Here is a 21044-nt window from a genome sequence, read left to right as displayed (position 1 = left end):
TCGCCGCTCGCGCTGGCCGGCGCGCCGTCGGACGCCGGAGCACCGGCCGCGGGGTCGGTACCGGGAGCGGTCGCCGCCGGGCCGGGCTTGTCGATGAAGGTCACGGGCTCGTCCACGTCTGTGCTCAACGCTAGCCGCTGACAATCGCTTCCCCAGCCACCCGGTTAGGGTCCGCCGGTGCCGCGCACGGTCGTGACCTCGTCGTTCCCCCCGGGGCAGGGCGCGGCCCTGCTCCAGCCCCGAGCCGACGTGGTCTTCGAGGAGGACGCCGGGAACGGGCGGTTCACGGCCTGCCGGGGGCCGGTGCAGGGCTACGAGCGGCGGGTGGAGGTGGCCGAGGACGGTTCGGCCACCCAGACCGTCGAGTACACGCTGAACCTCCCGTACTTCTGGTGGCTGTTCTCGGCCGCCTTCCGCCGCAGGGTGGCAGGCGCCCCCCGCAAGGACGTGCCGTGGTGGGCACCCCCCGAACCGCTCGACGCCCGGGCCGCTGGGGCCCTCGACAGCCTGGCCGCCATCGCCGTGGTGCTCGGTTACCTCAACACGCTGTTCACCCAGACCATCGCCTTTGCGGGCGAGGAGTTCGGGGCCGGGTCCAGCGCCCAGGGGGTGGCCGGCAGCATCGTGCGCCTAGGCGGCCTGCTGGCGCTGATGATCGTGGCCGTGGCCGACCGCCGGGGGCGGCGCCGCATCCTGCTCACGGTCAGCCTGCTGGGCTGCACGCTGGCCGTCTCGGGCGCGCTGGCCCCCTCCCTGGCCTGGCTGACGGCCAGCCAGACGGCCGCCCGGGGGTGCGCCACCGCCCTGCTGCTGCTGGTCGGCATCCTAGCCGCCGAGGAGGTGCCGGCCCGGTGCCGGGCCTATGCGGTGAGCCTGCTGGCCATGGCCGGCGGCCTGGGGGCAGGGATGGCCCTGGTGGCCCTCAACCTCGCTGACCTGGGCGAACGGGGCTGGAGGCTCATCTACCTCGTTCCCGTGCTCGGGATCCCCATCGTGGCCACGGTGCGCAAGCGGCTGCGGGAGAGCCGCCGCTTCCTGGCCCCGCACCGCAACGTCAAGATCGCCGGCCACGGCGGGCGGCTGGCCCTGCTGGCCGTCTCGGGGTTCCTCAGCAACATCTTCGTGGCCCCCCAGTCACAGTTCCTGGGCCGTTACCTGCGCACCGAGCACAACTTCAGCGCAGGGCGCATCTCGCTCCTGGCCCTGGTCACCGGCGCCCCCGGGGCCATCGGCATCGTGGTGGGCGGTCGCCTGGCCGACCTGCGGGGCCGCCGCCAGGTGGCCACCGTCGCCTTGCTGGGGGGCAGCGCCTGCACGGTGGGTTTCTTCTTCGCCAACGGCTGGGCCATCTGGGCCTTCCCGCTGGTGGGCACCATGCTCAACGCGGCCACCGTGCCCGCCCTGGGCGTCTACGGGCCCGAGCTGTTCCCCACCTCGCTGCGGGGCCGGGCCAACGGCCTGATCGGCATGTGCGCCCTCGTGGGCAGCGCCGCCGGCCTGGCCCTGGCCGGGTTCCTGGGGGACTACTTCGGGCGGCTGGGCCCAGCTATGGCCATCCTGGCCACCGGGCCGGTGCTGGTGGCCGCCCTCATCGCCCTCGCTTACCCCGAGACCGCCGGGCGCGAGCTCGAGGACCTCAACCCCGAGGACGTCCCCCCGCCCGCCTTCCCGGCCTGACGCCGCCCGGAAGTCTGGGTCGATCTTCGTCCGCTGATCGGCAACAAATCTACAAAGACCGCGGGCTGAGGCTCAGAGCGAGCGCACGAAACCGGCCACGACGGCCGCCACCTCGGCGTCGCGGCGGCGCAGGCCGTGGTCGCCGCCTTCGACCCACACATGGGTCACGGGGCCGGCGATGGCGGCCGTGGCCGCCTCCAGCTCGGCCGGCGAACCGAAGGCGTCCCTGGTGCCCGAGACGAACAGGCAGGGGACGGCCAGGGCCCCGAAGTGCTCGGTGCGCAGCTTGTCGGGCCGGCCCGGGGGGTGCAGGGGGTAGCTGACGAGGACCAGGGCCATGGCGTCGAGGCCCTCGGCCACCGCCATGGAGCACATGCGCCCGCCCATCGAGCGGCCCCCCAGGACCAGCCGGTCGGGGGCCAGGCCCGTCCGGGCGGCCAGGGCGGCGGCCTCGGCCCGCACGGCGGCCACCAGGACGGGCGACCGGTCCGGGGCCTTGCGGCCCTCCCGGCGGTAGGGGAAGTCCATGCGCTCGACGGGGGCCCCGTCGAGGGCGGCCTCCATGGCCACCAGGGCGGGCTGGTCGCGGCCCGCGCTGGCCCCGGGGGCCAGCAGCACCGCCCGGTCGGGGGCGGCGGCGCTCACGCCATCAGGATGCGGCGGGCTTCGGTGAGCTCCAAGATGCGCTGGCCCGCCCCCAGGTTCTCGGCCCCGTGGTCGGGGTGGGCCGCCCTGATCAGCGAGCGGAACCGCTTCTGCACCTCGTCGCGGTCGGGCCGCAGGTCGGGCCCGAAGCCCAGCACCTTCAGGGCCCAGCGCTCGTCGGTGGGGAACCTCCGCCACGAGGTGGGCGGGGCACTGGTGGGGTCGGCCAGGTGGGCCACCAGGCTCGGGCCCAGCTCTCCCTCCCACCGGGCTCCCTTGCGGATGGCCGCGAAGACCGCGGGCCGGGCGTCGGCGTGCGCCCGGCCGGCGGCGTAGACCGCGCCCAGGAGCTGGGGGACGGGCTTGCCGTGGCCGTCGATCTCGAAGCGCATGTCCTGGGCGTCGCCCACCAGGGCGTGGCGGCTGCGTTCGAGGCCCACCACGTCGTTCTGGAACCGGTGGCGGAGGCGGGGCTGGGCGATGCTCTTGCCCTTCTCGAGGTCGTCGACGAGGGCCAGCAGGCCGTCGCGTACCTCGTCGGGCACGTCGGCCATGTGGGCGGCCACGATGCCCCCCAGCAGGATCCCCCCGTAACCGGGGGCCGGGTCGGTGGGCAGCCACAGGGGCCCGAGCGCGACCCGCCGAGTCGGGGCCACCGCCCGCGAGTGGCGGACCTCCAACTCGGCCAGGAGCATCTCGGAAAGGTATACGGAGTCGCCGGTCGTGGGGCCCGGCGCCGATGTCAGATCAGGTCTCGGAGGTAGGCCCGCAGCTCACGGGCGGCCCCCTCCACCGGCAGCTCCACGTCATCGTCGTCGCCGTCGCCCTCGGTGTCGTCGCCGGTGCCCTCGCCGGTGCCGTCTTCGTCGTCGCCGGTGCCGTCGCCGTCGCCCTCGCCGGTGCCGTCTTCGCCGGTGCCGTCGCCGGTGTCGTCGCCGTCGGTCAGGGCCGCCGCCGCGGTCACGGCTGCGGCCCGGGAGGCGATCGTGTCCCACACGGGCCGGCTGACCCCAAAGGGGGGCGGCAGGGAGGCCACCAGCTCGGCCAGGGCACCGACCTCGGCCACCAGCTCGTCGTTCCAGGGGGCCCTCATGAGCCGGTCGGCCACGTCGAACAGGTCGCTCATGGCCACCTGGGCCTCCTCGCCCCCGTCCTCGAGGTCAGCCGCCTCCTCCTCCCAGACATCGCCCTCGCCCTCCTCCTTGCCCAGCAGGTCGTCGACGAGGACCTCGTCGTCCTCGCGCACGACCAGCACCGGGCCCTCCTCCCAGCGCCACGGCACCCGCTCGGAGGTCAGGGTGAGGCCGGCCTCGATGCGCTCCTCGGGCAGCCACTCCGACATGTCGAAGGCCACCTCGTAGAGGCCGCCGTCCTCGGTCTCGGGCAGGGTCGGGGGCTTGACGTCGCCCAGGGCCAGCCGGCAGTCGCGGCAGGCGGCGTTGACCCCCACCGTGTAGGTGGCCCCGCAGTGCGAACAGAGCATTACAGCACCGGGTCCTCGGTCCAGCGCCCGAACACGCCCGCGAGGGCGCCGACGATCTCACCCACGGTGGCGTAGGCGTTGACTGCCGCCAGGACGGCGGGCATGAGGTTGCGGTCGCCCACCCGGGCGTCGGCCGCCACCTGGGCGAGGGCGGCGGCCACGGCCGCCGGTGACCGGCTGGCCCGCACCTCGGACACCCGCTTGTGCTGGCGGTCCTCGACGGCCGCGTCGACCTCGTGCAGGTCGGGGACGGGGCCGCGGTCGTCGACGAAGCAGTTGACCCCCACCCATGCCCGCTCGCCCGACTCCAGGCGGCGGGACAGCTCGTAGGCCGACTCGCTGATCCGGCGCTGGAACCAGCCCCGCTCGATACCGGCGTACACCCCCTCGAGCATCGAGCCGCCGCCCATGTCGTCCAGGCCGGCCAGCACCTCCTCGGCCCGCCGCTCCATGTCGTCGGTGAGCGACTCGACGTACCACGACCCGCCCAGGGGGTCGGCCACGGCGGCCACGCCCGTCTCGTGGGCGATCACCTGCTGGGTGCGCACGGCCAGGCGGGCACTGAGCTCGCTGGGCAGGGCAAGCACCTCGTCCATGGCGTTGGTGTGCAGGCTCTGGGTGCCGCCCAGCACGCCCGCCAGGGCCTCGATGGCCGTGCGCACGACGTTGACCTCGGGCTGCTGGGCGGTAAGCGACGCCCCCGAGGTCTGCACGTGGAACCGGCAATGCCACGACCGCGGGTCCTCGGCGCCGTAGCGCTCCCGCATCCACCGGGCCCAGAGGCGGCGGGCGGCGCGGAACTTGGCGATCTCTTCGAAGAAGTCGATCTGGGCGTTGAAGAAGAAGCTGAGCCGGGGGGCGAACCGGTCGACGTCGAGGCCGCTGGCCACCCCCGCCTCCACGTAGGCGAAGCCGTTGGCCAGTGTGAAAGCCAGCTCCTGGGCGGCCGTGGCCCCCGCCTCGCGTATGTGGTAGCCCGACACCGACAGCGGGTGCCAGCGGGGCATCTCGGCCGAGCAGAAGGCGATCATGTCGGTCACCAGCCGCATGGAGGGCCGGGGCGGGAAGATGAACTCCTTCTGGGCCTGGTACTCCTTGAGGATGTCGGCCTGGGTCGTGCCCCCCAGCCGGGCCCTGGCCACCCCCGCCCGGTCGGCCACGGCCACGTACATGGCCAGCAGGATGGCGGCCGGCCCGTTGATGGTCATCGAGGTGGTGACGTCGCCCAGGTCGATGCCCGCGAAGAGGTCCTCGACATCGGCCAGCGTGTCGACGGCCACCCCGCACCGCCCGACCTCCCCCAGGGCCAGGGGGTCGTCCGAGTCGCGGCCCATGAGCGTCGGCAGGTCGAAGGCCACCGACAGCCCGTGGCCACCGTGGTCGAGGATGTCGCGGAACCGGGTGTTGGTGTCCTCGGGGCTTCCGTAGCCGGCGAACATGCGCACAGTCCAGGGCTTGGTCAGGTACATGCCCGGGTGCAGGCCCCGGGTGTAGGGGTAGAGGCCGGGCCACTCCCCCTCGTCGGTGCCGTAGCAGGGCTCCAAAGTGATACCCGAGGGCGTGACGTGGGACGGCTGCTGGTCAGCGGCCGCCTGTTCGTAGGCCTGGCGCCACTGTTGCCTGGCCGTCACGCAGTCCTCGCACGCACAGAGTGAGTATCGCAGCCCGGGGGCCTGCCGGGCAGGCTCGGCCCCGAGGGGACGCACTAGGGTTCGGCCCTATGACAGCGAGCAAGCAGGCCCCCGACCGCAACCTGGCCCTCGAACTGGTGCGGGTCACCGAGGCGGCCGCCATGGCCGCCGCCCGCTGGATGGGCCGGGGCGACAAGAACAAGGCCGACGGCGCCGCCACCAACGCCATGCGGGCCGTCCTCGGCAACATCGCCATGGACGGCATCGTCGTCATCGGCGAGGGCGAGAAGGACGACGCCCCCATGCTCTTCAACGGCGAGCAGCTCGGTGACGGGTCGCCGCCCCAGGTCGACATCGCCGTCGACCCCCTGGAGGGCACCACGCTGACCTCGCTGGGCCGGGGCAACGCCCTGGCCGTGATCGCCCTGAGCGAGCGGGGCAGCATGTTCGACCCCGGGCCCTGCTTCTACATGGACAAGATCGCCGTCGGGGCCGAGGCCGCGGGCTCGATCGACATCACCGCCACCCCCACCGACAACCTCCACGCGGTGGCCAAGGCGCTGGGCCGCGAGGTGTCCGAGGTTACGGCCGTCGTGCTCGACCGGCCCCGCCACGCCGCCCTCATCGCCGAGATCCGCCAGGCGGGCGCCCGCATCCGGCTGATCCAGGATGGCGACGTGGCCGGCGCCATCTCCACGGGCTGGCCCGAGACGGGGGCCGACATCCTCTTCGGCATCGGCGGCACCCCCGAAGGCGTGATCAGCGCAGCCGCCCTCAAGTGCCTGGGCGGGGAGATCCAGGGCCGCCTGTGCCCCCAGAGCGACGCCGAGCGCGACGCCGTGCTAGCCGCCGGCCGCTCCCTCGACCAAGTCCTGGGCACCGACGACCTCGTGGCCGGTGACAACTGCTTCTTCGCGGCCACCGGGGTCACCGACGGTGAGCTGCTCCGGGGCGTCCACTACACCCGGGGCGGGTCGGCCACCACCTCGTCGCTGGTCATGCGCTCCAAGTCGGGCACCGTCCGGCGCGTCGAGGCCCGCCACCAGATCGCCAAGCTGCGGGACTTCACCGAAGCCTACGGCTAACGACCGAACGTAAGCGGCGCTACGAGGGCCGCCAGGACCGGAATGATTTCCGAGGCGCCGAGGGATCGTTCCTGACATCGTCGTTGCTGTCCCAAAGGAACAGTTCGCGGCCTGACGACACGAGCGTTCGGTAGCAGCATGCGCTGTCGGACGAAATCTGCTCCCAGCCGCCGGAGCCTCTCGACACGATCCCTGCGCACGTCCTCACCACGGGTTGGCCCGCGAGCTCGACGATCTCCGGCACGCACATGGCCCCTCCCGGCGCCAGGTGCTCAGTCGTCCACCGCCCGTTCTCCAAGCGCGAGACGACACCGGATTCACCTGCGAAGTACAGGTCGTCCCCGACTACGGCGCCGTCCGCGAACTGGTCCCGCGCTCCGTTGCGGGGCGCAGGGAACTGGGCCGATGCCCCCGTGCCGAGGTCGAGGCGAACCACAGCCCGGGGGCCGATCAGCCAAAGGTCACGACCCCAGACGGCGACGGCCTGGGCCTCACCTACCGGCCCGAAACCTTCCGGCGGTGCCGGTAGTTCCCTCCAGCGGCCCGAGGCTGGGTCGTACGCGGCCCAGGAGTCGACTAGCACGGCCTCGCTGTCGGCCCAGTGGAAGGACGGTCGTCCTACTCCACCGAGGTGGGAGAACCTCAGCGCCGGTGGGACGGCAACCTCTCGCCAGTTGTCACCGACGGGATCGTAGGCCGCTGCTGAGCGGCTGCCGGCCGACCCGCCCACGGCCAGAAGCAGGTTGCCGGTCCACACCGTCTGCGGAACCCCTGGGGGCAATGGCGACTGGGCGATCGGCCGCCAGGATCGCTTCGCAGGGTTGAACGCGGCCCCATCCGAGTGGTGCTCGCCGCCCAAGACGACGACCTCGGTCCCGGTCCAAGTCAGCGATGCCCCCGATCGGGCCGACAGCGGGCCGTCATCGAGGATCGTCCAGCCGTCCTCGTTCGGACCGCCGGCTGTTCCCGTCGCCCCTGTCTCGCCGGGCGGGTCGCTCAGGGACAGTGAGAGCCCTGGGCCCTGTCCGGGGCGCAGGACCACGATGAAGAGGAGGGCCATGGCGCCCACCGCCACGCTGGCGATAGGCGTCAACCAACGCCCTGACCTGTTCCTTGCGGGTTGGGCGCGGAGAGACGCGACCACGTCCTCGACCTCCGTTTCGCCCACCATGGCAGCCGCCTCGTCGCCGAGCCGGACCAACGCCCTGCGGATGCGTTCCTCGTTCATCATCACCCCTCGGCCGCGGCAGCGTGCAGCCCGGACCGAAGTGCGTTCAGCCCGCGCTCCACGTGTGTTGCGACAGCAGACCGAGACACTCCCATTGCTTCGGCAGCCTCCTTCTGCGTGAAGTGCGACGCGACGACTAGCCAGACGGCCGTGCGTTGCCGGTCCGGCAGCGCAATCAAGGCAGGCAGCAGACCTGGTTCCACATGGGGGCCGTCCTCGGCCGCCAGCAGGGCAAGGAACCCCTGGCGCCTCTCGCGATGCGCGCTCTGGGCCACGCGGTACAGGTATCCCACGGCGTTCTCCATCACCCTCATTCGGTGCCAATGCGCCCACGCCCACGTCAACGCCTCGGCAACGGCGTCCGCCGCATCCTCTGGCCCGTAGCGAGCCACGAGGGCGCGACGAAGACGGGGCTCGACGTCGACGAAGAAGGCCTCGAACTCCCGCCGGGCGCCGTCGCCGGACGCCCTGGTCAGCGCCCTAACCATGACGGAACGCGGTGCCGGACCATCCACGCATACAGAACAACAAGACCACCGATGTGTCCACAAGCTCGCGCCCATCGCACTCGGGCCAGTCCGTGGGGGCATGCGGACCGTCGTCCTGGGAGCCTCCGCCGTTGGAAGTCCGCCGGCTCGTAGCCCGCATCGACTGGCCCACCCAGTAACAGGGGGGCAGTCATCGACTAGCGGTCGCGGCGGAGGTGAATGCGTTGGCGGCCGCCCCACCAGTCTGTTCGGCGGCCCTCCTCGATCCAGCCCCGGCTCAGGTAGAACGCCTCGGCCCCGCTGCCGGCCCACACGTCGGTGGCCAGACGGGGGCAGCCGCGCTCCACGGCCACGGACTCGAAGGCGGCCAGCACGTGGGAGCCGATCCCCTGGCCCCGCAGGTCCTCGGCCACCAGCAGGTTGTCGAGGAAGGCCACTCCCGCGTAGGCCCACCCCTCGGCCGTCGCCACCAGGCGGCCGTGGCGGCGGGCCACCACGGCCAGGTTGGCGCGCTCGGGGTCGCCCCCGGCCACGCCCTGGGCCTCCCACAGGCGCTCCCACTCGGCGTCGGAGAAGGCCCGGGCCTCGGGGTCGAGCTGTTCGGACACCGTCATCTCCACTGGCAGACCGCCCCGCCCCACCACCGCCGGGGCCCGGAAGGGGGCGTCGGCGACGGGCTCCCACACCCGGCCCTCCCGCTCCTGGAGCAGGTGCAGGCGGTCGAAGAAGACCTCGGCCGCGAAGTCGCACAGGGCCAGTTCGGCGGCCCGCACCCGCTCGGGAGAGGCCTCGTCGGCGATGGTCACGTGGGGCACGAAGGGCCACGTCAACGTGCGGGCCAACGGCTCCCGGAACACCCGCTCGCGCAGCGCGAACACCGACGCCCGCCCTTCCCCGACCAGGGGCAGGTAGAGCACCGGGTTGGCGGGCAGGAAGGTGGAGGGCGGGCCCAGGTGGACCGAGAACGGGCGGGTGGCGGCGGCCGCCTCCCGCAGCACCCGCAGGGCGTCGACCAGGTGGTCACCGGCCACGTTGACGGGGGGCACGAGCGTGAGGTGGGCCGGGACCCGGCCGTAGGTGCCGTCGCCCACCGCCCGGCGCAGGGCGTCGATCTCTCGCCGCAGCGGCCGGGGGATGAGCAGCACCACACCCAGGCGGGCCCTGGCGGTGGCCGTGGCCATCAAGCCCCAGGCCGGGCGCACGGGACGACGTGGCGGTGGTCCCAGCCCGTCCCCGGCAGCCGGCCCCCCGGCTGGCGGCCCGGTCGGCGGGCAAGCCCAGCACAGGGGCTCGTCGGGGACCGGACGGCTGGCAAGGCCCGCCCCGCCGAGGCTCGGTCACACCAGCCTCCAAGTAGGGGCACGCGGCCCACGCTACCGGCCGTCCCCATTCATCAGTCGGAGCGGCCGGCCAGGCGCAGCGTCCCCAGGCGCCAGGCCGCCACCCCCAGCCAGACGGCCGTGAGCACCACCAGCCGCCACACGGCCGCGCCCCCTTCGGGCACGCCCGCCCGCACCAGGTCCTCGGCCCCGGCCAGGCCCGCGAACGCGGCCCGGCCCAGCCACCCGGGCGAGAGCTGGGCGATGCCGTCGAGGGCTGCCCCCAGCAGGCGCTCCCCCAGCACGACGGCCGCCAGCGACCACACGACGGCCCGCCGGGCCAACGCCCCGAACATGACGAACAGGGCCACGTAGGCCCCGCTGGCGGTCACCGCGGCCACGAACATGGGCCCGGCCATCGACGACGCCCCGGCCAGGACGGCGGCCAGGGCGCACGCCGTCCCCAGCACGGCGGCCGCGGCCACCGTGCCCGCCAGCCACCGACCGGCCACGATCGTCCACCGGGCCACGGGCGACAGCCAACTGAAGTGGAGCGTCCCGCTGCGCACCTCGGCCCCGAGCACGGCGTCGCCGATGACCAGGCAGCCGATGGGCAGGATGATCGAGAACAGCCCGGCCGCGGCCACCGTGGCGAACGCCTCCTCGGCGGTGTCGGCCACCACCGCCCGGGCCAGCAGGCCGAACATCAACGCGCCCAGCGCGGGCAGCAACAGGCCCAACCGGCGGCGCCGGGGCAGGCAGGCCCGCAGGGCGTAGGTGAACGAGGCGGCCACCGCCCCGGCGGCGGCCGGGGGCGAGTAGGCAGCCGCTCCCCGGGCGGGCCGGGCGGGCCGGGCGGGCCCGGAGGGGCGGGGGCGGCGATCGGGCGGGCTCACCGGACCAGGTCCCGGAAGATGGCTTCGAGCGACTCGTCGAGGGGGCGGACCTCGCGCAGGCGCGACCCCGCGGCCCGGGCCATCGGGGGCAGGGCCACGGCCAACTCGCCGGCCCGGCTGGTGGCGACCGTCAGCACGTCGCCCTCCAAGCTCACGCCGGTCACCGCCTCGTGGCCCACCAGGGCGGCGCCCAGCGAGCGCGCGGCCGAGGCCCGCACCAGCACCCGGCGGGGCCGGTCGACCATGGCCTCGCGGATCGCCCGGCGGTCGCCGGCCGCAGCCAGGCGTCCGTTGACGAGCACCACGATGCGCTCGCCCAGCCGCTCGACCTCGTGCAGGACGTGGCTGCTGACGATGACCGTCCGGCCCTGGTCGCCCAGGCTCCTGAACAGGTTGATGAGGCTGACCCGCTGGACCGGGTCGGCCCCGTTGAGGGGTTCGTCGAGCACCAGGACGCTCGGGCTCGTGACCAGGGCGGCCGCCACCTTGGCCCGCTGGCGCATGCCCTTGCTGAACCCCTCCAGGCGGCGGTCGGCCACGTCGGTGAGGCCGACCTCGGCCAGCGCCTGCTCGGGGGCGTCGCGCTGGCCCACGCCGAACAGCCGGGCGCGGTACTCGACGAGCTGGCGGGGCGTGAGGGGGCCGGGGACGGCCTCGTCCTCGGGCACGAGGGCCAGCGCGGCCCGCACGCGGGCGTCGGCCCGGGGGTCACCCCCCGCGACCCGGACACGGCCCGTGCTGGCCGGCAGCAGCCCGGTCACGACCCGCAGCAGGGTCGTCTTGCCGGCCCCGTTGGGCCCCAACAGCCCGGTGACCCCGGCGCCGAACGAGCACGACAGCTCGGACAGGGCCACCTTCTGGCCGAACCAGGCCGAGACCTCCTCGACCTCGACGGTGGGCCGGGGGGCGAACGCCGCGTCTCGCCGGTCGGGCTCCTTGGGACGGTTGGGGCGGTTGGGGCGGTTGGCCACCGATCAGGCCTCCGACCAGCGGTAGCGCCACACCAGGGTGGCCAGGGCGGCCGCCACCACCAGCACGTAGACGGCCGCGGCCATGGCCCCACCGCCGTCGACTCGGGAAAGGTCCACGAACGGGTCGATGTTGCCCAGGAAGACCAGGTCGCGCACGTGCAGGGGCAGGGCCAGCAGGTTGAGCAGTTCGGCCGCCTCGGTGCGGCCCGAGCTGGCCCGCAGGATGGCCGACACCGACGAGCTCACGAACAGCACGCCCAGCAGGCTGGCCCCGGCCACGATCCGCCGGGTCGTGAGCGAGGCGAAGGCCAGGCCCAGCACGGCGTAGTAGATCGCCAGCAGCACCACGGCCACGGGCACCTGCCACAGCACCGAGGCGTGGCCCGTCAAGTAGTCCAAGGCGCCGTCGCGGCTGACCAGCATCTGGCCCACGAACAGCACGACCTGGGGGAGGAACGAGAAGGCGAACAGGATGCTGGCGATGGCGGCCAGCTTGGCCAGCGCATAGTCGGTGCCCGTGAGGGGCCGGGCGAAGATCAGCGACAGGACCCGTTGGCGCCGGTCGGGGCACAGCACGTCGGGGGCCACCAGGGCCACGAACAGGAGAAGGGAGCTGGACACCCCCACATATCCCCGGTAGGTGATGATCTCGATCTGGGGCACCGAGGAGTCGCGGGTGATGTAGGCGATCCCCACGTTGACGGCCGCAGGCACGGTCACGATGCCCAGCAGCATCCACGGCAGGAACTTGTGGCGCCACGACCGCCGCAGCCCCAGCGCCCGGCGGACCGTCGACCAGTAGACGGCCACCACGGCCGCCCGCCGGCCGCCCCGGGGCCCGTCGTAGGGGCGGTAGCCGCGGTCGTACACGGCCCCGGCCGCGGCCGGGGCCGCGGGGGCGCTCACCCGGGCCCCGAGGCCGGCCCCGGCCCGGGCCCCGAGGCCGGCCCCGACGCCCGGTGCAGGAACACGTCGTCGAGGGTCCCCACCCGGGTCGACAGCTTGTGCAGGGGCAGGCCCAGGTCGGCGATCACGTCCCGCACCACGTCGAGGTCGTCGTCGCCGCCGACGGCCACCTCGACGACCCCCGTCTCGTTCACGTGGGCCGCCAGCTTGCGAGCGGCCAGGGCCTTGGCCAGCCGGGGCCCGTGGTCGTCCACGTCGACGACCACCACCCCGGAGCGCTCCAGCAGGTCCTGGGTGGGGCCGGCCACCACCAGGCGCCCGCCGTCGAGCATGACCACGTGGTCGCACACCTGCTGGACGTCGTCGAGCAGGTGTGTGGCCATCAGCACGGAGATGCCGAAACCGCCCAGGCGGGCCACCAGGTCGAGCATGGCGTCGCGCCCGATGGGGTCGAGCCCGGCCGTGGGCTCGTCGAGCAGGAGCAGTTCGGGGTCGGCCACCAGGGCCTGGGCCAGCTTGGTGCGCTGGCGCATCCCCGTCGAGTACCCGTCGATGGGCCGGAAGCGGGCCTCGTCCATGCCCACCAGGTCGAGCACCTCGGACGTGCGCTGGCGGGCCGCGGCCCGGGGCAGGCCCGACATCTCGCCCAGGGTGGCCACCACCTCGGCCGCGCTCTGGTCGGTAGGCAGGCAGTCGTGCTCGGGCATGTAACCGAGCCGGGCGCGAGCGCCCGCGGGGTCGACGGAGGCGTCCACCCCCGCCACCTCCACGCTCCCGGCCGTGGGCCGGGTCAGGCCCAGCAGCAGCCGGAAGAACGTGGTCTTGCCCGCCCCGTTGGCCCCCACCAGGCCGGTGCGACCGGGCGGCACCTCGACCGACAGCCTGTCCACGGCCGTCACCCCGCCGTAGCGCTTGGTCAGCCCGACAGCGCGCAGGAGGGTCTCGGCCATGGCCCGCCAACCTACCGGCCCGGCTGGCGCTCCACGCGTCCCGGGCCGGCGTCGCGGTTAGGCGTGGCCCGCGACCTCGAGGCGGACGTGGGCGCGGCGCAGGGCGGCCTCGCCTTCGGTGTCCTCGAGGGTGTGGCCGTGGCGCTCGGCCGCGTCCTTGGCCTTGCGGGCGCGCTCGACGTCGACCTGGCTGGCCAGTTCGGCCACGTCCGAGAGGATGGTGACCAGGTTGTCCTGCACCTCGACGAACCCGCCGTGGACGGCGGCCACCTCGGTCTTGCCGTCGACGGTCAGGATCTTCACGGGGGCGATGGCCAGTGCCCCCAGGAAAGGAGCGTGACCGGTCAGGAAGGCGATCTCGCCGCCGCCCAGCGTCCGGCATATGACCATCTCGGCATCGCCCTGGAACAGGATGCGTTCGGGCGAGACGAGCTCGACCTGGAGGGCCATGGTCAGGCCGCCTCCGCCTTGCCCATCTCCTTGGCCTTGGCCAAGACGCTGTCCACGCCCCCCACGTTGAAGAAGGCCTGCTCGGGCACGTCGTCGAGCTCGCCGTCGACCAGGCGCTCGAACGACTCCACCGTCTCGGCCACGGGCACGTTCACCCCGGGCACACCGGTGAACTGCTCGCCCACGAAGAAGGGCTGGGACAGGAACTTCTGCACCTTGCGGGCCCGCTGGACGATGACCTTGTCCTCCTCGGACAGCTCGTCGAGGCCCAAGATGGCGATGATGTCCTGGAGCTCCTTGTAGCGCTGGAGCGTTTCCTGCACCCGGCGGGCGCAGTTGTAGTGGCGCTCCCCCACCACCTCGGGGCTCAGGATCCGCGACGTCGAGGCCAGCGGGTCGACGGCCGGGTAGATGCCCAGCGAGGCGATCTGGCGGCTCAGCTCGGTGGTGGCGTCGAGGTGGGTGAAGGTGGTGAACGGCGCCGGGTCGGTGTAGTCGTCGGCGGGCACGTACACGGCCTGGAGCGAGGTGATCGAACGCCCCTTGGTCGAGGTGATGCGCTCCTGGAGCTCGCCCATCTCGTCGGCCAGCGTGGGCTGGTAACCCACGGCCGAGGGCATGCGGCCCAGCAGGGTCGAGACCTCGGACCCGGCCTGGACGAAGCGGAAGATGTTGTCGATGAACAGCAGCACGTCCTGGCCCTGCTCGTCGCGGAAGTACTCGGCCATCGTGAGGGCCGACAGGGCGACCCGCAGGCGCACGCCCGGGGGCTCGTCCATCTGGCCGTAGACCAGGGCGGCCTTCTCGATGACGCCCGACTCCTGCATCTCCAGCCACAGGTCGTTGCCCTCACGGGTGCGCTCGCCCACGCCCGCGAACACCGACGTGCCACCGTGCTGCTCGGCCACCCGGCGGATCATCTCCAAGATGACGACCGTCTTGCCCACGCCCGCCCCGCCGAACAGGCCGATCTTGCCGCCTCGCACGTAGGGGGCCAGCAGGTCGATGACCTTGATGCCCGTCTCGAACATCTCCGACTTGGGTTCGAGGTCGGCGAACGGGGGGGCCGGGCGGTGGATGTTCCAGTAGTCCAAGATGCCCTCGGTGACGGGCTGGCCGCCGGTGTCGAGGGGCTCGCCGATCACGTTCCACACGTGGCCCAGCACGCCGGGGCCGACGGGCACGCTGATGGCCTTGCCCGTGTTGCGCACCGGCATGCCCCGCTTGAGGCCGTCGGTGGGCTTCATGCAGACGGCCCGGATGCGGCTCCCGCCGATGTGCTGGGCCACCTCGGCGGTGATGTCGACCGAGGCGCCTTCGAGCTCGACGGTCATGACGACCGCGGTGTTGATCTCGGGCAGCGACGCGGGTGGGAACTCGACGTCGACGACCGGTCCGGCGATGGCGACGACACGCCCGTCCTTCAGGTGGCCATTGGTGGCGGTCATGAGCGAGCTCCTGAGCTCTCGAGGGGTTCGGAGTTGGACTGGGTGGCCCCGGCCTGGCGCAGGGCCTCGGCCCCACCGACGATCTCCATGATCTCGGTGGTGATCCCGGCCTGGCGGACCTTGTTGGCCACGATCGACAGGTTCTTGATGAGCTCCTCGGCGTTGTCGGTGGCCGCCTTCATGGCCCGCTGGCGGGCCGCGTGCTCACTGGCCGAGGCGTCCAGTAGGGCGGCGAGGATGCGGGCCTCGACGTACCGGGGCAGCAGGTGGTCGAGGATCTCGCCGGTGCCGGGCTCGTACTCGTAGTCGGCCGTCAGCCCGCCGGCGTCGCCGTTGCCCTCCCGGGTCTGCAGGGGCATGAAGCGCCGCACGACCACCCGCTGGGACCCGAGGGAGATGAAGCGGGTGTAGACGAGGTTGACCTGGTCGACGTCGCCCTCCTCGAAGGCCTCCCGCACGACCGAGGCCACCTTGACGGCGTCGTTGTACGTGGGGGTGTCGCTCATGCCCAGGAACGAGGCGTCGATCCGGTAGTTGCGGAACGTGAAGTAACCCAGGGCCTTCTTGCCGACGAGGACGAGGGAGTAGTCCTTGCCCTCGGTCTGCAGGGCCATGAGCTCGCGCTCGGCCGCCCGGATCACCGACGCGTTGTAGGCCCCGGCCAGACCCCGGTCGGAGGTGATGACCACCAGGGCCACCTTGCGCACGGCCTCGGGCTGGCGCAGCAGGGCGTAGCTGCCCCCTGCCCCCCGGTCGGCCAGGTGCTCGATGACGGCCGTGATCTGCTCGCTGTAGGGGCGGGCCGCGCTGGCCCGGTGCTGGGCCTTGACGACGCGCGTGGCCGCGATGAGCTCCATGGCCCGGGTGATCTTCTTCGTCGACTGAACGCTGCGGATCCGCCGGCGGAGGATCCGTTCCTGGCCACTCGCCATCTGTCAGCCCCCGGCAGCAGTGTCTTCGCGGGTGATCTCCTCTTCGGGGAGGATGCCCTCGCGGCGGCCTCCGGCCCGGCGGCGCTGCTCCTCGCCCTGCTCGTGGGCCTCGGGCGCCGCACCTTCGGTGGCCGTGGGCACGAACTGGTCGGCGAAGGCCTTGACCGCCTTCTCCATGACGTCGGCCGCCGGCAGCGTGCCCTGGGACCGGATCTGGTCGAGCAGGTCGCTGTGGCGGCTGCGGAACCAGTCGAGCACCTCGGCCTCGAAGCGGGCCACGTCCTCGAGGGGGATTTCGTCGAGGTGGCCCTTGGTGCCAACGTAGAGCGACACGACCTGCTCCTCGACGGGCATCGGGGACCGCAGGCCCTGCTTGAGCAGCTCGGTCAGCCGGTAGCCGCGGTTGAGCTGGGCCTGGGAGATCTTGTCGAGCTCGGACCCGAAGCTGGCGAACGCCTCCAGCTCGCGGAACTGGGCCAGGTCGAGCTTGAGGGTGCCGGCCACCGCCTTCATGGCCTTGATCTGGGCGCTGCCACCCACCCTGGAGACCGAGATGCCCACGTCGACGGCGGGCCGCACGCCCGAGCGGAACAGGTCGGTCTGCAGGTAGATCTGGCCGTCGGTGATGGAGATCACGTTGGTGGGGATGTAGGCCGAGACGTCGCCCTCTTTGGTCTCGATGATGGGCAGGGCCGTCATCGAACCGGCGCCGCGGGCGTCGGACAGCTTGGCCGCCCGTTCCAGCAGGCGGCTGTGAAGGTAGAAGACGTCACCCGGGTAGGCCTCGCGGCCCGGGGGCCGGCGCAGCAGGAGCGAGAGCTGGCGGTAGGCCTCGGCCTGCTTGGACAGGTCGTCGTAGACGATGAGGGCGGCGTCACCGCTCTCCATCCAGTGCATGCCCATGGCCGCACCCGCGTAAGGAGCCAGGTACTTGAAGGGGGCCGGGTCCGACGCCGGGGCGGTGACGACCACCGTGTAGCTCATGGCGCCGTACTGCTCGAGGGTGGCCACCACCTCGGCCACGCTGGAGCCCTTCTGGCCGATGGCCACGTAGATGCACTTAACGCCCTGGCCCCGCTGGTTGATGATCGTGTCGATGGCGACCGAGGTCTTGCCCGTCTTGCGGTCGCCGATGATCAGCTCGCGCTGGCCCCGGCCCACCGGGGTCATGGCGTCGATCGACTTGATCCCCGTCTGGAGGGGCTCCTTCACGGGCTGGCGGTCGACCACTCCGGGGGCCTGGATCTCCAGGCGGCGGGTCTCGCGGGCATTGATCGGGCCCCGCCCGTCGATGGGCTCGCCCAGGGGGTTGACTACCCGGCCCAGGAGGCCGTCGCCCACGGGGACCGACAGGATGCGGCCGGTGGCCGTGACCGCCTGGCCCTCCTCGATGTGCTCGGTGAGACCCAGAACGACGGCCCCGATGGTCTCCTCGTCGAGGTTCAGGGCCAGGCCCAGGGTGCCCCCCTCGAACTCCAGCAACTCGTTGACGGCCGTGTTGGGCAGGCCCGAGACACGGGCGATGCCGTCGCCCACCTCGGTGATGCGGCCCACCTGCTGGCGGGCCAGCCCGGGCTCGAAGTCGGCCAAGTGGCGCCGCAGGACGGCGGCGATCTCGTCGGGGTCGTAGGTGAAGTCAGCCATGGTCATGGACGGGCGCTCCTCAGCTCTCCCTGCGCGGCGAAGCCCCTCACAGGACCTCGCGCAGCTTCTCGAGACGGTGACGGACCGAGCCGTCGATGACGGTGTCCCCCACCCGGGCCACGACCCCGCCGAGCACGGCCGGGTCGACGACCACCTTTACGTCGACGTTGCGGTCGAGGGCCTTGGACAGGGCGCGCTCCAGGCGGGCCTGGACCTCGGCGTCGAGGGGGATGGCCGAACGGACCTCGGCCACCTCCCGCTGGCGCTCCTGGGCGGCTCGCTCCACCAACCGGTCGGCGATGGCCACCATGTGGCGGGCCCGGCCGGCGCCGATGACGAACGACACGAGGCTGGCGCTCAGGTGCGAAGCCTTCTGGCCGAGCACCTCCTCGGCGATGGCCTGGCGGCGGTCGGGGGGGAGCTGCTGGTCGGTCAGGGCCAGGCGCAGGGCGTCGTTGCGCTCGAACTCCCGGGCGAACCCGAACAGCTCGTCGGCCACGCGCGCCAGTTGGCCCTCGGCCCGGGCCACCTCGACCAGGGCGGCGGCATAGCCGTCGACCCGTTCGTCGGGGGCGCCCGCCTGCATGCTCAAGAGGTGGACTCCATCTCCCTGATGAACCGCTCGACCAGCCGCATGTTGGCCTCGCGGTCGAGGTTCTCCTGCACGACCTTCTCGGCCAGCTCGATGGCCAGCAGCGAGACCCGGGCCTGGAGCTCGGCCATGGTGCGGGTCACCTGGGCCGTGTTGTCCTCGACGGCCCGTTGCTTGATCTCGGCCACCTCGGCCTCGGCCTTGGCCCGCATGTCCTGGCGGAGCTTGTCGGCCGACTGGCGGGCTTCCTCGATGATGCGGGCCGCCTCGTTCTTGGCGTCGGCCACCTGGCGCTTGTAGTCGGCCAGCACGGCTTGGGCCTCGTCGCGCGCCTTGTCGGCCTCGGCCAGCGAGGCGGCGATCCTCTCGGCCCGGGCGTCGATGCCCTTCTTGATGGCCGGGAAGCCCTTCTTGATGATCAGGACGAGCAGGATCAGGAACGAGAGACCGCCCCAGATGATCTCGTTGACCTCCGGAAGGATGGGGTTGGAACCACCTTCGCCCTCGGCGGCGGCCAGGAACAGTCCGACCATGTCGGCCTCCCTACGCGAACTTGATGAGGATGAACACGACGAAACCGATGAGGGCCAGGGCCTCGGTGAAGGCGATGCCCAGGAACATCGTCGTGCGCACCATGCCGGCCGCCTCGGGCTGGCGGGCCATGGCGGTGATGGCGTTGCCCACCACCAGGCCGATGCCGATGCCGGGGCCGATGGCGGCGGCGCCGTAACCGATACCGGCGCCGATGGCGCTGAGCCCGTCGAGGAACTCGCCGGGGGGGGTCTGAGCCAGGATTTCGAGCAAGGATGCCCTCCTTAGGTGCTCGCCCGGGCGGCCCCGGACGGGCGAACGACAACTGTTGACATGAACCGGTAGTACGAGATCGGGACCGATCGAGCGGCTGACATCAGTGCTCGGGGTGCATGGCGCCGCCGATGTAGACGGCGGTCAGGATGGTGAAGATGAAGGCCTGCAGGATGGCCACCAGGATCTCGAAGGCGGTCAGCAGGATGAGCATGGCGAACGGCAGCGGGAGGATGACGACGAGCAGGCTCTTCGACCACACGGCGGCGCACAGCACGGCGAAGGTGACGAGGAGCAGGTGGCCGGCCAGCATGTTGGCGAAGAGCCGCACGGCCAGCGAGAAGGGCCGCACGAAGATCGTGGAGATGAACTCGATCAGCGCGACCAGGGGCATCAGGGCCTTGGGCACACCCGGCGGGAACAGGATCGACTTGAAGTAACCGCCGAAGCCCTGGGTCTTGACGCCCACGTAGTTGAAGATGGCCCACACCAGCAGGGCCAGGAACGCGGGCAGGGCCATCCGGGCGTTCACGGGCATCTGGATGCCGGGCACGACCTCCCAGATGTTGGTGATGAAGATGAAGAAGAACATCGTGACCAGAAAGGGCGCCCACGGCATGCCGGCCGGGCCCATCGTCTGGAGGATGATGTCCCGCCGCACGAACTCGACACCCGACTCGACGATCGTCTGCACCCCACTGGGCACGAGCTGGCCGGCCTCGGACCGCTTGCCGGCCGCCCGGAACAACAGAAAGACGACCAGCACGCTGGCCCACATGAGCAGCACGATCTTGTTGACCTCGAAGGGGGTGCCCTTGAGGAAGATGCCGGGCCACTCGAGCAGGTGCTCGATGGGAGGGAAATGCATGGGTGTTAAGCCCTCTCCGTCACAGGTGGCTTGAAGGTGGGAAAGGCCAGGGAGATGGACAGGTGCCGGGTCTCCCAGAACAGCAGGCCGAGGTGGGTCACGACCAGCGTGAGGCCCAGGGGCACGATCTCGACCCAGGACTGGCCCTTGACGGCCAGGACGGCGGCCGTGATGAGGGCCAGCCGGACGACGAAACCGCCCATGGCCGCGACCGCCACCATGACCAGCGAGATGCGGGCCGACCAGGCCATGAGGCTGGCCGCGATCAGGAAGTTGACGAGCACCAGCCCGATGGCGAAGGCGGCCGAGAGCGCCCCGTTGACCCCCCAGAAGATCCCGGCGGCCAGGGCCAGCACGGGCAACAGGGGCACGGCCCGCTTGGCCATGTCGAGGGCCACCTCGCGCTCGACCGCCGGCCCCGCGCTGGGAGGCATGGGCAGTTGGGCGGGCCGCAGGTTGCTCACTGATGGACCTCTTCTGTCGCAGCCGACGACCACGGGGCGGACCGCTCCATGGCCGCCATCCGGTAGGCGTAGCCGTACCAGGTGCGCAGGAGCATACCGACCACTGCCACCAGGAAGAAAAGTGCGAGGAAGAGGGGGCCCGTTCCCAGCCAGCGGTCGACCAGGTGGCCCAGGCCGCCGAAGATCACCGGGGTCACGGCCAGCTCCACCGCCCGGGTGAAACCGTCGCTGAAGTTGCGGTAGACGTCGCTCTGGGGGCCGTTGGCCTGGAGGTTGGCGACGGCCACCTGGCGGGCGATCACCGAGCGCAGCTTGCCGGGCCCCGCGGGGACGGCCTGCTCCTCGGCGTCGCGTCGCATGCCGCTCCCGGCGCCGTCATCCCGCTGCTCCACTGGCCCTTCCCCTGGCCCCGAAAGCCGTCCCAAGACAGATTGTGAAATCTCGCGCAATCTACGCGAAACCCTCCCTGGCCGGCAAATGCCTCCTCAGTTGGCCGTTCGCCGGTGGTCGTCCTCGTCGGGTGGGGGCACGGCGCGCACGGGGCGGGGGCCGGTTGGCGGGGC

General features: G+C 72.3%; 22 protein-coding genes. 2 read left to right on the top strand and 20 right to left on the bottom strand.

The window, feature by feature from the left end:
* Positions 1 to 177: 177 nt before the first annotated feature.
* Entirely contained in the window at positions 178 to 1677 is a 1500-nt protein-coding gene (locus tag AB1673_10615; protein ID MEW6154424.1) for an MFS transporter, read from the top strand.
* Between the two features lie 72 nt (positions 1678 to 1749).
* Here AB1673_10615 and AB1673_10610 read toward each other — a convergent pair whose 3' ends face one another.
* Genes AB1673_10610 through AB1673_10595 form a run of 4 tightly spaced genes read right to left on the bottom strand, consistent with a single transcriptional unit; the run spans position 1750 to position 5436 of the window.
* Positions 1750 to 2322 carry an alpha/beta family hydrolase gene (locus tag AB1673_10610; GenBank protein ID MEW6154423.1) on the bottom strand — a complete coding sequence of 191 codons (573 nt, stop codon included), beginning with the start codon at positions 2320 to 2322 and terminating at the stop codon, positions 1750 to 1752.
* Positions 2319 to 3017 (bottom strand): hypothetical protein, encoded by a 699-nt coding sequence (locus AB1673_10605; protein ID MEW6154422.1) that lies wholly within the window; start codon positions 3015 to 3017, stop codon positions 2319 to 2321. Before AB1673_10605 ends, AB1673_10610 begins: the two co-directional genes overlap by 4 nt.
* A 47-nt stretch (positions 3018 to 3064) precedes the next feature.
* Positions 3065 to 3805 carry a hypothetical protein gene (locus tag AB1673_10600; protein ID MEW6154421.1) on the bottom strand — a complete coding sequence of 247 codons (741 nt, stop codon included), beginning with the start codon at positions 3803 to 3805 and terminating at the stop codon, positions 3065 to 3067.
* The gene (locus AB1673_10595) at positions 3805 to 5436 is read right to left on the bottom strand and encodes a methylmalonyl-CoA mutase family protein (protein ID MEW6154420.1); all 1632 of its coding nucleotides are present in this window, start codon (positions 5434 to 5436) and stop codon (positions 3805 to 3807) included. Before AB1673_10595 ends, AB1673_10600 begins: the two co-directional genes overlap by 1 nt.
* An 89-nt stretch (positions 5437 to 5525) precedes the next feature.
* Between AB1673_10595 and glpX the strand changes: the two genes are divergently transcribed.
* Positions 5526 to 6521 (top strand): class II fructose-bisphosphatase, encoded by a 996-nt coding sequence (gene glpX, locus AB1673_10590; protein ID MEW6154419.1) that lies wholly within the window; start codon positions 5526 to 5528, stop codon positions 6519 to 6521.
* Between the two features lie 1230 nt (positions 6522 to 7751).
* On the opposite strand, the gene AB1673_10585 is transcribed toward glpX, so the two are convergent.
* The 16 genes from AB1673_10585 to AB1673_10510 all read right to left on the bottom strand — a co-directional run bounded on the left by AB1673_10585 (position 7752) and on the right by AB1673_10510 (position 20873).
* Positions 7752 to 8237, bottom strand: a complete 486-nt coding sequence (locus AB1673_10585; protein MEW6154418.1) for a sigma factor-like helix-turn-helix DNA-binding protein — start codon at positions 8235 to 8237, stop codon at positions 7752 to 7754.
* A 197-nt stretch (positions 8238 to 8434) separates the two neighbouring features.
* Complete coding sequence (locus tag AB1673_10580) at positions 8435 to 9418, bottom strand: GNAT family N-acetyltransferase (protein ID MEW6154417.1); 984 nt, start codon at positions 9416 to 9418, stop codon at positions 8435 to 8437.
* Positions 9419 to 9630: 212 nt separating this feature from the next.
* The gene (locus AB1673_10575; GenBank protein ID MEW6154416.1) at positions 9631 to 10452 is read right to left on the bottom strand and encodes an ABC transporter permease subunit; all 822 of its coding nucleotides are present in this window, start codon (positions 10450 to 10452) and stop codon (positions 9631 to 9633) included.
* Positions 10449 to 11423, bottom strand: a complete 975-nt coding sequence (locus AB1673_10570; GenBank protein ID MEW6154415.1) for an ABC transporter ATP-binding protein — start codon at positions 11421 to 11423, stop codon at positions 10449 to 10451. The genes AB1673_10575 and AB1673_10570 overlap by 4 nt, the downstream gene beginning before the upstream one ends.
* A 3-nt stretch (positions 11424 to 11426) precedes the next feature.
* The gene (locus AB1673_10565; protein ID MEW6154414.1) at positions 11427 to 12329 is read right to left on the bottom strand and encodes a hypothetical protein; all 903 of its coding nucleotides are present in this window, start codon (positions 12327 to 12329) and stop codon (positions 11427 to 11429) included.
* Positions 12326 to 13279, bottom strand: a complete 954-nt coding sequence (locus tag AB1673_10560) for an ABC transporter ATP-binding protein (GenBank protein ID MEW6154413.1) — start codon at positions 13277 to 13279, stop codon at positions 12326 to 12328. The genes AB1673_10565 and AB1673_10560 overlap by 4 nt, the downstream gene beginning before the upstream one ends.
* Before the next feature lie 57 nt (positions 13280 to 13336).
* On the bottom strand, positions 13337 to 13729 hold the full coding sequence (atpC, locus tag AB1673_10555; GenBank protein ID MEW6154412.1) for an ATP synthase F1 subunit epsilon: 393 nt from the start codon (positions 13727 to 13729) through the stop codon (positions 13337 to 13339).
* A gap of 2 nt (positions 13730 to 13731) precedes the next feature.
* On the bottom strand, positions 13732 to 15177 hold the full coding sequence (atpD, locus tag AB1673_10550; protein ID MEW6154411.1) for a F0F1 ATP synthase subunit beta: 1446 nt from the start codon (positions 15175 to 15177) through the stop codon (positions 13732 to 13734).
* On the bottom strand, positions 15174 to 16109 hold the full coding sequence (locus AB1673_10545) for a F0F1 ATP synthase subunit gamma (protein ID MEW6154410.1): 936 nt from the start codon (positions 16107 to 16109) through the stop codon (positions 15174 to 15176). The genes atpD and AB1673_10545 overlap by 4 nt, the downstream gene beginning before the upstream one ends.
* Positions 16110 to 16112: 3 nt before the next feature.
* Positions 16113 to 17753, bottom strand: a complete 1641-nt coding sequence (gene atpA, locus AB1673_10540) for a F0F1 ATP synthase subunit alpha (protein MEW6154409.1) — start codon at positions 17751 to 17753, stop codon at positions 16113 to 16115.
* A gap of 46 nt (positions 17754 to 17799) precedes the next feature.
* Positions 17800 to 18339, bottom strand: a complete 540-nt coding sequence (gene atpH, locus AB1673_10535; protein MEW6154408.1) for an ATP synthase F1 subunit delta — start codon at positions 18337 to 18339, stop codon at positions 17800 to 17802.
* A 2-nt stretch (positions 18340 to 18341) separates the two neighbouring features.
* Positions 18342 to 18878: a F0F1 ATP synthase subunit B gene (atpF, locus tag AB1673_10530; GenBank protein MEW6154407.1), complete on the bottom strand. Its 537-nt coding sequence runs from the start codon at positions 18876 to 18878 to the stop codon at positions 18342 to 18344.
* 10 nt (positions 18879 to 18888) lie between these two features.
* Positions 18889 to 19140, bottom strand: a complete 252-nt coding sequence (gene atpE, locus AB1673_10525; protein MEW6154406.1) for an ATP synthase F0 subunit C — start codon at positions 19138 to 19140, stop codon at positions 18889 to 18891.
* A gap of 112 nt (positions 19141 to 19252) precedes the next feature.
* Entirely contained in the window at positions 19253 to 20017 is a 765-nt protein-coding gene (gene atpB / locus AB1673_10520) for a F0F1 ATP synthase subunit A (GenBank protein ID MEW6154405.1), read from the bottom strand.
* Between the two features lie 5 nt (positions 20018 to 20022).
* On the bottom strand, positions 20023 to 20481 hold the full coding sequence (locus AB1673_10515) for an ATP synthase subunit I (GenBank protein ID MEW6154404.1): 459 nt from the start codon (positions 20479 to 20481) through the stop codon (positions 20023 to 20025).
* Positions 20478 to 20873, bottom strand: coding sequence for an AtpZ/AtpI family protein (locus AB1673_10510; protein ID MEW6154403.1), 396 nt, complete (start codon positions 20871 to 20873; stop codon positions 20478 to 20480). Before AB1673_10510 ends, AB1673_10515 begins: the two co-directional genes overlap by 4 nt.
* Between the last annotated feature and the right edge of the window lie 171 nt (positions 20874 to 21044).

Source organism: Actinomycetota bacterium (genome assembly GCA_040754375.1).
In the GTDB taxonomy this organism is placed as follows: domain Bacteria; phylum Actinomycetota; class Acidimicrobiia; order Acidimicrobiales; family AC-14; genus JBFMCT01.
The sequence above is the reverse complement of the archived record's forward strand: the minus strand, read 5'-3'. Positions and strand labels throughout refer to the sequence as shown.